The organism is Arthrobacter sp. Y3223151 (assembly GCF_059091125.1).
Genome location: NZ_JBNHGI010000018.1, coordinates 1 through 12883 on the forward strand (window position 1 = coordinate 1; position 12883 = coordinate 12883).

General features: G+C 67.7%; 16 protein-coding genes. 8 read left to right on the plus strand and 8 right to left on the minus strand.

All coding sequences use genetic code 11. The annotated features are described in order from the left end of the window. Window positions 1-98: 98 nt before the first annotated feature. Both AC5RUP_RS16425 and AC5RUP_RS16430 read right to left on the minus strand, forming a co-directional pair. Window positions 99-533 (minus strand): SRPBCC domain-containing protein, encoded by a 435-nt coding sequence (locus AC5RUP_RS16425; RefSeq protein ID WP_494149069.1) that lies wholly within the window; start codon window positions 531-533, stop codon window positions 99-101. 139 nt (window positions 534-672) lie between these two features. Further along, window positions 673-1380, minus strand: a complete 708-nt coding sequence (locus AC5RUP_RS16430) for an SOS response-associated peptidase (RefSeq protein ID WP_494154699.1) — start codon at window positions 1378-1380, stop codon at window positions 673-675. A 169-nt stretch (window positions 1381-1549) separates the two neighbouring features. Between AC5RUP_RS16430 and AC5RUP_RS16435 the strand changes: the two genes are divergently transcribed. From AC5RUP_RS16435 to AC5RUP_RS16445, 3 genes are all read left to right on the plus strand, one after another. Next, complete coding sequence (locus AC5RUP_RS16435; protein WP_494080963.1) at window positions 1550-1807, plus strand: glutaredoxin domain-containing protein; 258 nt, start codon at window positions 1550-1552, stop codon at window positions 1805-1807. Between the two features lie 165 nt (window positions 1808-1972). Beyond that, window positions 1973-3061, plus strand: coding sequence for an S-(hydroxymethyl)mycothiol dehydrogenase (locus AC5RUP_RS16440; protein ID WP_494154700.1), 1089 nt, complete (start codon window positions 1973-1975; stop codon window positions 3059-3061). Continuing rightward, window positions 3058-3687 carry an MBL fold metallo-hydrolase gene (locus AC5RUP_RS16445; RefSeq protein ID WP_494154701.1) on the plus strand — a complete coding sequence of 210 codons (630 nt, stop codon included), beginning with the start codon at window positions 3058-3060 and terminating at the stop codon, window positions 3685-3687. The genes AC5RUP_RS16440 and AC5RUP_RS16445 overlap by 4 nt, the downstream gene beginning before the upstream one ends. A 35-nt stretch (window positions 3688-3722) precedes the next feature. Here AC5RUP_RS16445 and AC5RUP_RS16450 read toward each other — a convergent pair whose 3' ends face one another. From AC5RUP_RS16450 to AC5RUP_RS16460, 3 genes are all read right to left on the minus strand, one after another. Next, a complete protein-coding gene (locus AC5RUP_RS16450; RefSeq protein WP_494154702.1) occupies window positions 3723-4202 on the minus strand; it encodes a DUF4262 domain-containing protein in 480 nt (159 codons plus the stop codon). 98 nt (window positions 4203-4300) lie between these two features. Then, on the minus strand, window positions 4301-5410 hold the full coding sequence (gene moaA / locus AC5RUP_RS16455) for a GTP 3',8-cyclase MoaA (RefSeq protein WP_494158769.1): 1110 nt from the start codon (window positions 5408-5410) through the stop codon (window positions 4301-4303). A gap of 59 nt (window positions 5411-5469) precedes the next feature. Beyond that, window positions 5470-6249, minus strand: coding sequence for a lipoate--protein ligase family protein (locus AC5RUP_RS16460; RefSeq protein WP_494158770.1), 780 nt, complete (start codon window positions 6247-6249; stop codon window positions 5470-5472). Window positions 6250-6400: 151 nt separating this feature from the next. Here AC5RUP_RS16460 and AC5RUP_RS16465 point away from each other — a divergent pair, with 151 nt between their 5' ends. Next, window positions 6401-7024 (plus strand): uridine kinase family protein, encoded by a 624-nt coding sequence (locus tag AC5RUP_RS16465; RefSeq protein ID WP_494155010.1) that lies wholly within the window; start codon window positions 6401-6403, stop codon window positions 7022-7024. A gap of 7 nt (window positions 7025-7031) precedes the next feature. Here AC5RUP_RS16465 and AC5RUP_RS16470 read toward each other — a convergent pair whose 3' ends face one another. Further along, entirely contained in the window at window positions 7032-7637 is a 606-nt protein-coding gene (locus AC5RUP_RS16470; protein WP_494155009.1) for a DnaJ family domain-containing protein, read from the minus strand. 195 nt (window positions 7638-7832) lie between these two features. Between AC5RUP_RS16470 and AC5RUP_RS16475 the strand changes: the two genes are divergently transcribed. Together AC5RUP_RS16475 and AC5RUP_RS16480 are read left to right on the plus strand one after the other, a co-directional pair. Continuing rightward, window positions 7833-8732, plus strand: coding sequence for a ribonuclease Z (locus AC5RUP_RS16475; protein ID WP_494158771.1), 900 nt, complete (start codon window positions 7833-7835; stop codon window positions 8730-8732). Window positions 8733-8840: 108 nt separating this feature from the next. Continuing rightward, the gene (locus AC5RUP_RS16480; protein WP_493977483.1) at window positions 8841-9095 is read left to right on the plus strand and encodes a hypothetical protein; all 255 of its coding nucleotides are present in this window, start codon (window positions 8841-8843) and stop codon (window positions 9093-9095) included. Window positions 9096-9152: 57 nt separating this feature from the next. Here the strand turns inward: AC5RUP_RS16480 and AC5RUP_RS16485 are convergent, their stop codons facing one another. Beyond that, complete coding sequence (locus tag AC5RUP_RS16485) at window positions 9153-9338, minus strand: hypothetical protein (RefSeq protein WP_494153395.1); 186 nt, start codon at window positions 9336-9338, stop codon at window positions 9153-9155. Between the two features lie 156 nt (window positions 9339-9494). On the opposite strand from AC5RUP_RS16485, the gene AC5RUP_RS16490 reads away from it, so the two are divergent. Further along, complete coding sequence (locus AC5RUP_RS16490) at window positions 9495-10331, plus strand: aldo/keto reductase (RefSeq protein ID WP_494153396.1); 837 nt, start codon at window positions 9495-9497, stop codon at window positions 10329-10331. Window positions 10332-10366: 35 nt separating this feature from the next. Here the strand turns inward: AC5RUP_RS16490 and pdxR are convergent, their stop codons facing one another. Further along, entirely contained in the window at window positions 10367-11761 is a 1395-nt protein-coding gene (gene pdxR, locus AC5RUP_RS16495) for a MocR-like pyridoxine biosynthesis transcription factor PdxR (RefSeq protein WP_494153397.1), read from the minus strand. A 131-nt stretch (window positions 11762-11892) separates the two neighbouring features. On the opposite strand from pdxR, the gene AC5RUP_RS16500 reads away from it, so the two are divergent. After that, entirely contained in the window at window positions 11893-12780 is an 888-nt protein-coding gene (locus AC5RUP_RS16500; RefSeq protein WP_494153398.1) for a dihydrodipicolinate synthase family protein, read from the plus strand. The last annotated feature ends 103 nt before the right edge of the window (window positions 12781-12883 follow it).

Consider the following 12883-nt stretch of genomic DNA (forward strand, 5'->3'; position numbering starts at 1 on the left):
GTGAAGATGTGGACTCTCGACAAGCCCCACCTCACCCGGAGGTCTTCTTCATGTCACCCAGCCACGCCGCGCGTCCCTAACGTCCGTGGGCAATACACCTAGCCCTCGTGCTCGGCGAGGTACTTCACGTCGCCGACCAGCTTGTCCCACATCAGCTTGGAGTGTTCCGCCGCCTCGGCGGTCTCGTTGTTGTCCTGCGACAGCGTGAACTCCGTGCCGCCCGGAACTTCCTCCAGCGTCCAGACGAGACGGTGGTAGTTCTCGGGCAGGTCCTCCCGGCCGGACAGCGGGCTGAAGTGCGTGACGACCAGCCGGCGTCCGGGTTCGAACTCCAGCACCTGGCCCTTGTCCTCGTACGCTTCGCCCTCCCACTCACCCCGCCATCGGATGGGTCCGCCGACGCTCCAATCGGTCTGCACGTCGGTGCCGAACATGAATCCCCTGATGGCTTCGGGGTCCGTGATCACCGACCAGACACGGTCCGGCGGCGCCGCAATCGTCGCCGTCGAACTGGCCACGTACTGTCCGGGCATGGTTTCCTCCCCTGGTTCCCGCCTTGGCGGCGCGGGTCCGGCTACTCCATCCCAGCTTCCGGCAGCCGGGGCCGGCGCACAATGGCTGCGGGGACGCCGCTCAGGGAACGATCCCCGCTTCCGGGACGCCGGACGGCAGTCATGCTGCCTCGTCGATAAGGTCGGGCCCGTTGTTGCGCACGTTGTTGACCTTCGAACTGACCCGCCGCGGGACAAGATGCGGTTCGGGCATGGCCTCCAGCAGCTGCCGCACGTCGGCCTCGGATGTTGTTTCCGGATCCAGCCAGTCCGCATAGAGGCCGGGCGGAACGATCAGCGGTGTCCGGTCGTGGATATGCCCGAGCGCATCGGCCGCCTGGGTGGTGATGATGGTGCAGGTGCGCAGCCACTTCTCCGGGTGGTCTTCGGGCAGGGCCGGGTCGGGCCAGTTTTCGAACAAAGCCGCGAAAGCCAGCGCCTCTTCGCCTTCGCCGTGCAGGTAGGTCGGGATCTTGCCGTCCTCGGTCTTCTGCCATTCGAAATACCCGTCGGCAACAAGCAATCCGCGCTTCCTGGCCGCCGCCTTGCGGAACGAGGGTTTCTCCGTTACGGTCTCCATCCGCGCGTTGATCAGGCGGGCGCCGGAGCGCGGGTCCTTGGCCCACGGCGGCACGAGGCCCCACCGGGCCACGATGAGTTTCCTGGACACTCCCTCGCCGTCGGCCTGCTTGCGGTCGATGATCAACGGGACCTCGTCGGTCGGTGCCACGTTGTAGGAAGGTTGGATCTCTTCGACATAGGACTCATCGACGTCGAACGAAGCCACCAGTTCGCCGGTGCTTCGGGCCATGACGTATCTGCCGCACATGCCTCCATTATGGTCCAGCCGCGCGGCTGATGCCCGGCGCGCGGCCCGAAACAGCCTCGCACCGCGCGCCGGAATGCCCGGCCGGCTGCCGCCGCTTGCGGCGCCGGGAATGACCGCGCCCGGTGCGACGTTGACATGTACACAAGCTTTCAGACCAGAAGGAGCCATCTTGGATTACACACCTGCTGCCGGAACCGTCACCATGTTCTCCACCACCTGGTGCGGGTACTGCCGCCGCCTCAAGACCCAGTTCGATGCGCAGGGCATCGCCTACACCGAGATCAATATCGAAGAGGTCCCCGGCACCGCGGAGCTCGTCGAGAAGCTCAACGACGGAAACCAGACGGTTCCCACCCTGCTCTTCCCGGATGGCAGCAGCGCCACGAACCCGCCGCTCTCGCTGGTCAAGGAACGCCTGGGCGTCTAGCAGCGGCAGGCTCCGCCGGCGGAATTCGGACCGCGGGCCCACGGGGCGCCGCAGTTTCCATAACAATCGTTTTGGAAATTGTGGCGCCCCTGTTTTGTTCCTAGGATGGGGCAGGACGGCCGACGACGGCCTCGCCAGACTTCGCTAGGAAGGAATCACTCCCGCATGGTTCACAAGGTTCGGGCAGTAGTGGCCCTGGAAAAGAATGCTCCGGTCTCCATCGAAACCATCCTGGTTCCCGATCCGGGCCCGGGCGAGGCGCTGGTGGACATCCTCACCTGCGGCGTCTGCCATACCGATCTGCACTACAAGCAGGGCGGGATCAACGACGACTTCCCGTTCCTGCTCGGCCACGAAGCCACCGGCGTGGTCAGCGCCGTCGGCCCCGACGTAACCGATCTTGAGCCCGGCGACCGCGTCATCCTGAACTGGCGCGCCGTGTGCGGCGAGTGCCGGGCCTGCCGGCGCGGTGAGGCACAGTACTGTTTCAACACGCACAACGCCACCCAGAAGATGACCCTCGAGGACGGCACCGAGCTCTCCCCCGCCCTGGGCATCGGTGCCTTTGCCGAGAAGACCCTGGTGGCCGCCGGCCAGTGCACCAAGGTGGACGACGACGTCGACCCGGCGGCCGTCGGGCTGCTCGGCTGCGGCGTCATGGCCGGCATCGGCGCGGCGATCAACACCGGCGAGGTCAAGCGCGGCGAATCCGTGGCCGTGATCGGCTGCGGCGGTGTAGGCATCGCCTCCATCGCCGGCGCCAAGCTTGCCGGCGCCACCACGATCATCGCCGTCGACATCGACGACAACAAGGTGGAGCTGGCCAAGTCGCTCGGTGCCACGCACGGCATCAACTCGAAGGAACAGGACCCGGTGGAAGCCATCCGGGCGCTGACCGGAGGCAACGGCGCCGACGTCGTGATTGAAGCGGTCGGACGTCCGGAAACCTACAAGCAGGCGTTCTACGCCCGCGACCTCGCCGGGCGCGTGGTCCTGGTGGGAGTCCCCACGCCGGACATGAAGATCGAACTGCCGCTGCTGGACGTGTTCGGCCGCGGCGGCTCGCTGAAGTCCTCCTGGTACGGCGATTGCCTGCCGTCCCGCGACTTCCCGATGCTGGTCAGCCACTACAAGCAGGGCAACCTGGACCTGGACGCCTTCGTCACCGAGCGGATCAAGCTGGACGACGTTGAGGCCGCGTTCGACAAGATGCACGAGGGCAAGGTGCTGCGTTCGGTGGTGGAGGTAGCATGAGCGCGGCAATCGAAAACCTGGTCACCTCGGGCACGTTCTCGCTGGACGGCGGCACCTGGGACGTGGACAACAATGTGTGGATCGTCGGCGACGCCACCGAGGTCGTCGTGATCGACCCGGCACACGATCCGCAGGCCATTGCCAACGCCGTCGGCTCCCGGACCGTGAAGGCCATCCTGCTCACGCACGGTCACGACGACCACATCCGAGCCGTCGGTGAATTCCGGGACCTGGTGAAGGCACCGGTTTACCTGCACGAGGCCGACCGGATGCTCTGGGACGCCGTCTTCCCGGACAGCGCACCCGACCACACGATCGAGGACGGCGACACCTTCGAGATCGCGGGGGCGCGGCTGCAGGCCATCCACACTCCGGGCCACTCCCCCGGATCGGTCTGCTTCCACCTGGCCTCGCAAAACGTGCTGTTCAGCGGCGACACGTTGTTCAACGGCGGTCCGGGCGCCACCGGCCGCAGCTATTCCAGCTTCGAGACGATCATCGAGTCGATCAAGGGCCGGCTGCTGACGCTGCCGGCCGAGACCACGGTGAAGACCGGTCACGGCGATGCCACCAGCATCGGCGCCGAGGCACCGCAGCTCGACGAGTGGATTGCCCGCGGGCACTGACAACGGTCCGCTAAACCCCGCTACACCGCCCGTGCTCAACCCGGCTTCGGCCTGAGCACGGGCGGTGTTCCATACAGGGGCTGGGTCAGCACGTCCGGGACGTCCTGCTGCCACGGAAACAGCCCTTCCCCGTCGGCCCAGATGGCCTGCAGGCCGCGCAGCCGGCCTTTGTAAATATCTGCCGCGACCAGGAGCACATCCTCCGGCCGCTCAATCCGGGCCAGCGCCACTTTCCGCGGCCGCAGCGGTACCTCCATCCCCGCCACCAGGGTGCGGCCATGGTGCAGCACCCGGTGCGCCAAGAGGCTGAGAATGGCGTGCGTTTCCGCCAAGGCCCGTCCGGTCAGCAGTATTTCGGGATGCTGGACCTGGGTCAGCCCGATGGTGTAGCCAAAAGCGGTGTTGTCGGCGTCCCCCTCGACGATCATGCATTGCCAGCCGTACTTGTCGATGGTTTGCAGCGTCTTCTCCCTCGCCTCCCGATGGGTCATGCCGTTGCAGATATCGCACACCATGGGCTCCTCTTGCCGATGGATTGAATTGTCCAGCCAGTCTGCATCCGCATCCGCTGCAACGGCACCGGCGATTGCGCCGATGTGGATAAGTGGGGGCCCTAGCCGCCGATGTAGTGCATCTCCACTTTCCGCCCCGGCCAGCCGGCGGCAGGCGGGGCAGCTATCCCGGCCGAAGTCTTGCCGGCACGTGGGTCAACGCCCGCGGTCTCGGCGCCGCGCAGTTCCGAGTAGCGGTCCGAACGGCCCCGCCAGACGCCGGACAGCACGCGGGCCAGTTCGCCGTCGTCCGCGCCGCCGCGCAGCAGGGCGCGCAGATCCGTTCCGCCGGTGCCGAACAGGCAGGTGAACAGCTTCCCGTCGGTGCTCAGCCGGGCGCGGGTGCAGCCGTGGCAGAACGCCTGCGTGACGCTGGAGATGGTCCCGATTTCGCCGCCGCCGTCGCGGTACCTGAAGCGTGTGGCCGTCTCCCCGGGGTACCGGGGTGCCAGCGGTTCCAGCGGAAGCTCGGCGTCGATCCGCCGCACGATCTCGGCCGACGGGACCACCTGCTCCAGGTTCCAGCCGTTGGTCGTGCCCACATCCATGTATTCGATGAACCGGACGATGTGGGGTGTGCCGTGGAAGTGGCGCGCCATGGCCGGGACGCCGCCGTCGTTCTGGCCGCGCTTGACCACCATGTTGATCTTGACCGGGCCCAGCCCGACCGCGGCCGCGGCCTCGATGGCCTCCAGCACCGCGGCGACGGGATAGTCGACGTCGTTCATGGCGCGGAAGGTGGCGTCGTCGACCGAATCCAGCGAGACGGTCACCCGGGACAGCCCGGCCGCCTTGAGCGCCTCGGCCTTGCGGGCCAGTGCCGAGCCGTTGGTCGTCATCGCCAGGTCCAGCGGACGGCCTTCGGGCGTGCGGAGCGCGGCCAGCCCGGCGACCAGGTCCTCGATCCCCCGCCGCAGCAGCGGTTCGCCGCCGGTCAGCCGCAACTTCTCCACCCCTTCCGCGGCCGCGATCCGGGCCACGCGGACGATTTCGTCGAAGGTCAGCAGCTGGTCCTTGGGCAGGAACACGAAGTCGCGGCCGAACACTTCCCTGGGCATGCAGTAGACGCAGCGGAAGTTGCACCGGTCGGTGACGGAGATCCGCCGATCCCGCAGGGGCCGGCCCAGTGCGTCGTCGAGGGTGTGCGGACCGTGCTGCGCTGGCCCGTCCATGGTGTGCCTCCGCTGCCGGGACTCGAAGTCCCCTCCAGACTAGGCTGGCCGGGCGTTCACTACAACGGGGCCGGTTCCGGGACCTGCAGGCGGGCCAGCAGGTCGGGAAACGCCCCGTCCGCCACGTCGGCGTAGCCGGCGTACGCCGCCCGCAGCGCCCGCTCCACCGAGCCCACGCCGAGGCCGGGCAGCAGGTCCTCGGCCGCGCCGGCCGTTGCCGGGTCCCAGTCCAGGCCGAGTGCGTCGTAGCTGGCCGTGAGCACCTCGCGCAGCGGCGCCGCATCCTCGACCACCACGACGGAGGAAAACAGCCAGGCGCCGGCGACGACCCGCTGCGCGGTGCCCACCAGCTTGATCCGGCGCAGCGGCTCAACCGGGTACGCGCCGTGGATGCTGAACTCGCCCGGGCAGTACTCCCCGGGGATTTCGCCCACGCCGGCCTGCAGCCCGGTTGCCCGCAATCCGCCGGCGATGAGCTCCCCGAACCGGCCGAAACGCCTTTTCGCTCCGGCAATCGCATCGGCCAGCGGCTCCACGTGATCCAGCACCAGGCAGCCTTCGTGGTAGGCGGCGGCCCGGCCGCCCGCCTTGCGCACCAGCGGTTCGAATCCAAGTTCGCGGCAGCGGCGCGCCGCCTCCCCGAAGCCGGGCAGATGCGCGTCCCGCTGCCCGAACGCCACCGTCGGTGCCGGACGGTACACGCGCACGGTAGGGCCGAGCCGTCCCTGCCTGGCCGCTGCCAGCAGTGCCAGGCCAAACTGCAGGTCCGCCTCCGCGCCGAACGACTCCGGCTGGCGGACCCAGTCGAGCCCGCCAAGGCCCTGCGCTGAGTGCTCCAAAGTGTTGCCTGCTTCCTGAACCTGCCGATCCGCACCGCCTGCCCGGCGGCCCCTGCCATTTTACGGCGCCGGGCCACGACATGTGCCGTTCCTGCCACCCCGCGGCGGGTTGGGTGACTCGCCACCGTGCCGGGCACGGAATAATAGCCATGTGCCTTCTCCCCACCTGCCGCTCGTGCTGCTCGGCGGCGCCTCCGGTTCCGGCAAGTCCTATCTGGCGGCGCGGTTCGGCCGTCCGCATCTGGAGCTCGACGCGTTCTACCGGGAAATCGGCGAGCACACCCCGGGGTCCCCGCTGCCGCTGACCCCGTACGGGGAGATCGACTGGGACCATCCCGGCACCTGGAACAGCGGCGCCGCGGCCCGCGCCATGACGGAACTGCTGGAGACCGGCCGCACCCGGATTCCCGACTACTCCATCGCCACCTCCAGCTACAACGGGCACCGCACCGTGGAACTCGCGGAGGGGCCGGTGATTGCCGAGGGCATCTTCGCCGACGCAGTGCTCGGCCAGCTGCGCAGCCTCGGGCTGGAGGTGGACGCCGTCTTCATCACGGTCTCTCCCATCACGACGGCGGTGCGCCGCCTGGTGCGCGACCTGCGCGAGCACCGCAAACCGCTGCCGTTCCTGCTCAAACGCGGCTGGGCGCTCTTCCGCTCCGAACGCGCCGTGCGCGACCGCTACCTGGCGGCAGGTTTCCGCCCGGTGGCCAAGCGGCAGGTGAAAAGGGAACTGGCTGGCCTGCGCGGGGCACCGGCCGCCCAGCGGAAGTAGCGCCCGGCTATTCGGTCACGTCCCACATCCGGCGCCACCACGGCCGCTTGGGCTCGGGCTCCGGTTCCTCGCGTGCCGCCGCGGCTGCCCTGGCCGCCCGGCGTTCCCGCCAGCGTTCCAGTTCATACTCCACGTCCCGGGTCTTGGTAATCACCGGCGGGCCGCCCTGTAGCTGTCGCCGCGCGTTGACCACCCGGGCGTTGAAGTCCTCCAGGATTTCGCGCACCCGCCGGTCCGAGATCTGCTGGTCCAGCCGTCCGTCCAGCTCGGCATCCTCGGTCCGCAGCAGCAGGGCTTCGGGGCCCAGCCCCGTGAGGTTCTCGCGCTCGATCAGCCCCTTGAGCCACCAGTCGGGGTCATACCCGTTGCCCAGGTTGGGGATCGGTTTTCCGGCGTATTTCAGGTCGTCGAAGTCCCCGCGGGCCATGGCCTCCCGGATCAGGTAGTCCGCGCGCCGGGAGGTGTCCAGCTCCCGGATTTTCCGGTGCTTCTCCTCTTCGGCCTCCGCCCGCTCCTCTTCGTCCGCGTCGGCCGGCCCGCGTTCCCGTGACGCCCGCAGCTCCGCGGCGCGTTCCAGCCGCCGGCCGTTGTCACCCGCTGCCCCGCTGTTCACTCGTCAGACACCGCCTCCGCTACGACCTGGGCCCGATGCTCAGCCACCGGGCTGTTCCTGACATTTTTCCAGCCCCGTGACGAGCCGGCAATGCGTCGCCGTCGTTCATGCGCCGTTCCCCGGTTCCCCGGCCGGCCGCGCCGCTGCGCTTCAGACGGTGGCCGCCGGCGCATCCGCGATGGCAGACTCGGCCGCATGCGCGAATTTGTCGTCCTGGGCACCGCCTCGCAGGTTCCTACCCGGAGCCGCAACCACAACGGCTACCTGCTGCGGTGGGACGGCGAGGGAGTGCTGTTCGACCCGGGTGAGGGAACGCAGCGGCAAATGATCCTCGCCGGGGTTTCGGCCAGCCGGATCACGCGCATCTGCCTCACGCATGTGCACGGCGACCACTGCTACGGATTGCCCGGCGTGCTCTCGCGCATGGTCCTGGACGGCGTTGAGCATCCGGTTCATCTTCACTATCCGGCCTCCGGCGGTGATGTGGTCCGGGCCCTGGTCTCGGTCGCCTCCCCGGGACTTGACCTGCGCCTGCACCCGCACGGCGCCCCCGGGGCCATTGCTGACGGCCTCGAGGTGCGTCCCCTGGACCACCGGATCGAGGCCTACGGCTACCGGCTGGTCGAACCCGACGACCGCACCCTGCTGCCCGACCGGCTGGCTGCCGCCGGGATTTCCGGCCCCGACGTCGGCCGCCTACAGCGGGAAGGGACCTTCAAGGGGTTGCAACTCCAGGAGGTCAGCGTGCCCCGGCCGGGGCAGCGCTTTGCGTTCGTGATGGACACCGCGGTCTGCGCCGGGGCGGAGGAACTGGCCGACGGCGCCGACCTGCTCGTGGCCGAGTCCACCTTCAGCGACGACGACGAGGCCCTCGCCGTCCGGCACCGCCACCTCACGGCCGGCCAGGCGGGCGGACTCGCCGCCGGCGGCGGCGTGGGCACGCTGGTGCTGACCCATTTCTCCTCGCGCTACCCCGACCTGGTCCCGCTCGAGGAACAGGCCAGGGCGCGGGCAGGAGGGGCCGAGGTGGTTGCGGCCCGGGACCTGGACCTGATCCCGTTTCCCCAACGCCGGCGGACCGGCATCGGGCGATGAAGCACGCACTGGCCGGTTTTCCGGCAGCCCTGCCTGTTTCCCTCACGGCTCGTCCGGGTTACGGTGGCAATCTCAGCGCAAGGTGGATCACGATCGAAGGAGGCTGCCATGAGCGAGCAGAACCGCCCGGAGGACGAACAGACCCTGCCGGATCCGGAGCTGAACATCCAGGGTGAAGACCCGCTCATCCCGGATGAGGGCGTCGACGCGGTGCCGCCGGAACTGGTGGACGCCGGGATCGATACGGACTCCGAGCGTCCCGTGGACGAGACCCTGTCCGATCCGCTCGAGGGCGGGATGGCGGACGACCGGCTGGGAGCCCCGCTGGAGGATTTCGACCCGGATGAATCGCCGAGCCAGTAGGCGCAATGAAGCCCCGCAGAGTTACTGCGGGGCTTCATCTATCCCGTACGGTTTCGGCTACGTGGTTCGGTCGCTGGCTGGCTCTTCCACTGTTGACTTGTCAAGGAAGGCAATCACTTCGGAGTCATCAGTCTTCGTCCAGGTTTCGCGCCCGGTGTCCTTGTCTTCGCGGCGGGTTTCCGGCGTGTTCTCGGCTTCCTTGCGGAAGCCCCAGCGGGAATCCCTATTCGAGGCGTAGCACATCACGAACCTCCTTCGTGTCGGTCCTTTAATCGTCCTCCGGTCAGCGGCGGATGCCAAGGGCCGCTCCCGCGCGGATTCATGCACACTGGGGGTCCGCCCTTCGTTTACGGCCGTGACGATGGTGACAGGCGTCCCTGAAAGACTAGAGTCTCGTCCATGGCGGCGGAGCAGAAAACAGCGCTCAACAACGGTGTGTGGATAGATCGGCTCGGTTACGGCACGGCCAGGATTCCCCCGCCGGAGACGGCCGGGCTTTGCTATCGCGCTTTGGAGGCCGGTTTTCGCCATATCGATACCGCGGCCCTGTACGGCAACGAGCAAGGGGTCGGTGAGGCTGTCCGCAAATATATGGCCGGCGGGCTGGCCTCCCGTGAGGAAATCTTCGTCACCACCAAGGTCTACAACCATGACCACGGCTATCACCAAACGCTCCAGGCCTTTGAAGATTCTGCGCGGCTGCTGGGGCTTGACTACATCGACCTGTATCTAATCCACTGGCCGCAACCCAAGCGGGCTCTGTTTGTGGAAACCTACCGGGCACTCGAAAGCCTCTACCAGGCGGGGCGCGTTCGGGCGGTCGGCGTTTCAAACTTCCTTCCGGAACACCTCGAACAGTTGCTCCAACACACGGACATCGTCCCGGCGGTTAACCAAATCGAGCTACACCCGAGGTTCCAGCAGGCGCACCTGCGGAAATTCAACGCCGCCCATGGCATCCGCACCGTGGCGTGGAGTCCCCTCGCCCGGGGAGCGACGCTGAGTGACCCCATCGTGGTGGATCTGGCCCGCGACCTGGGCAAAACCCCTGCACAGGTGGTCCTGCGCTGGCATCTCCAGTTGGGCAATATTGCCATCCCCAAGGCAACCGGTCCCCGCATCCAGGAAAACTTCCACGTCTGGGACTTCCTGCTGGACAACGCCGCCATGGAGTGCCTGGCCGGCCTTGACCGCCGGGACGGCCGGATCGGCTCCCACCCTGATCAGATCAACTGACACGAGGAGTTACTGCCGGCCGGCAGTTGCAGCGGTCAGCGCGCACTCAGCAATTCGACGATGACGTCGAGTGCTTTGGTGAGCTGCAGATCGCTGGGGGCGCCGTACCCGATGACGAAGCCGTTCTCGGGCGCGCGGTCGGCGTAGTAGGCGGCCAATGTGGCCAGCCGGACGCCGCGGCGAAGGACCTCGTCGGCCAGTTGAGGGGCGTCCTTTCCCTGGAACCGCAGGACTGCGTGAAGTCCGCCGTCGAGGGCTGCAAGTTGAAGGTCCGATCGGGCCCCAAGGCGTTCCAGCAGCAGGGCCCTGCGGTGCGCGTATTCGCGGCGCGCACGCGAGATGTGTCGTGCCAGTCCCCCGGCCTGGATGTAGTAGGCAAGGGCCGTTTGCATGATGCCGGCGACCGGCGTGTCCAGGTCTTCGCGGATGGCCTTCAGCGCGCGGCCTGATTCCCCACGGACCACGAGGTAGCCGCACCGCAGCCAGGGGCTGAGGGACTTGGAAAATGTCCCCAGCAGCGCCACATCGGCTGTGGAGGGAAGTGAAGCAACGGCAGGCAAGGGCATCCTGCGGTGGCGGAATTCGCTGTCGTAGTCGTCTTCGAGGACGAGCACACCGTGCTCGGCTGCCCAGTTCAGAAGATCCAGCCGTTCCTGCACCGGCATCCGGCCGCCTAGCGGGTACTGGTGGCTCGGGGTGATCAGCACGGCGTCCGGCGGCCGACCAAGGGACGCCAGCTGGGCGGCTTTGAGTCCGTCGTCGTCGACGGGCACTGTTTCCACCACGGCACCGGCGGCGGCCATGACCCGTCGGGCCGTTGGATACCCGGGATCCTCAACGAGTACGCGGGGATGCTCTCTGCGGCTTCGCAGGGCTGCGACGGCCAGATGCAGGGCGTCGCTGGTTCCGGCGGTAATGATGACGTCATCGGGTTCGACGGCCAGTCCCCTGGCTGCTGCCAGGTGCCCTGCGACTTCCTTCCGCAGGGTGGCGGTCCCCAGAGGTGGGGGCAGGTGCGTGGGTCCCTGTTCGGATACCGCCCTGCGCCAGGCCGTGTGCCACTCGCGGTCGCGGAAAGGTGTGGACGAGGGACGTCCCGGCGTGAGGTCGATGATCGGCCTGCTGTCCTGAAGGCGCGGGGCAGGGCGTTCCTCGCGGGCAGGGTGTTGAACGTCCGGGCGGAGCGCGACCCTGGTTCCACCGGCACCGTGGCTTTCCAGGAACCCCTCGCCGGCCAGCTGCTCGAACGCCCGGACCACGACCCCGCGTGAGATGCCGAGCTCGGAGGCCATCCTGCGTGTTGCCGGGAGCGTGTGCTCCGGCCCCAGCAGCCCACTGAGGATGGCCCGGCGGAGTTGATCGGCCAGTTGGGCGGCAAGTGGAGCCGGCGCATTCCTGTCGAGTGTGAGCGGAAGCTCGGCCTCTCCCAAATGGACCTCCTGATTTGATCTTTCTTGGACCTAGTGTAGGACCAAGGCGCTTGCCACCATGGAAACCGCAACCAGACGCCCACGCCGCTGCTCCGCCTTTTCCCGGCCGGAGCCGGATGAGAGAAGGACTCATGTTTCACGGACTCTGCGCTTTCCCCCTCACACCGATTGTCGATGATCGCATCGACGTGAAGGCCGTTGCTCTCTTGGTGTCCCGGACCGCGAGAGCCGGCGTGGACTCCCTTGGCGTGCTCGGCTCCACCGGAAACTACGCGTACTTGTCCCGGGAGGAACGCCGTGCCGTACTTGAGGCCGCTGTCGATGCCGCCGACGGGGTCCCGGTCATCGCGGGAGTGGGTGCGGTGCGTACCCGCGATGTCCAGGCGCATGTTGAAGATGCCCAGGCGGCAGGGGCTTCGGGCCTGCTGCTGGCCCCGGTGTCATACCAACGCCTGACGGAGGCGGAAGTGTTCAGCCTGTACCAGGACGTCTCGGCGGCATCCTCGGTACCCATGGTCGTCTACGACAACCCAGGCACTACCGGGTTCACATTTTCCGATGCCCTGTATTCGCGCATTGCCGACATCCCGGCGATTGCCTCCATCAAAATCCCGCCTCCCCCGCCGGGGCAGGCTTCTGCACGCCTGAGGGAGTTGCGCTCGCTGCTGCCGGAACGCATAACGGTAGGCATCAGCGGCGACTGGGCCGCGGCTGAAGCACTGCTTGCGGGCTGTGACGCGTGGTATTCGGTGATCGCCGGCGTCCTTCCCGAAACGGCCAAGGTGATGGCGGATCATGCGTTGGCCGGCCGCAGCGACCGGGCCGTGGAAGCGTCGGCGAATCTCGAGCCCCTCTGGTCGCTCTTCCGGACGTACGGCAGCCTGCGCGTTACGGCAGCGATTGCGGAGCAGCTGGGGCTGATTCCGTCACCCAGCCTGCCGTTGCCGCTTCACGGTCTGGACAGTGAAGGAAGCCTGAAAGTTGCGGACGCCATTCGCCAGTGCGGTCTTCAGGCATGACCCAAGGGTTTCTGCCCGGCTCCGGCATCTTTGGCGCGCAGGCGCGGGGGCGGAAAGCCTTTGCCCCGACGGTTCACTGCGGCCTGGAGGAAGGCCGGGGAGG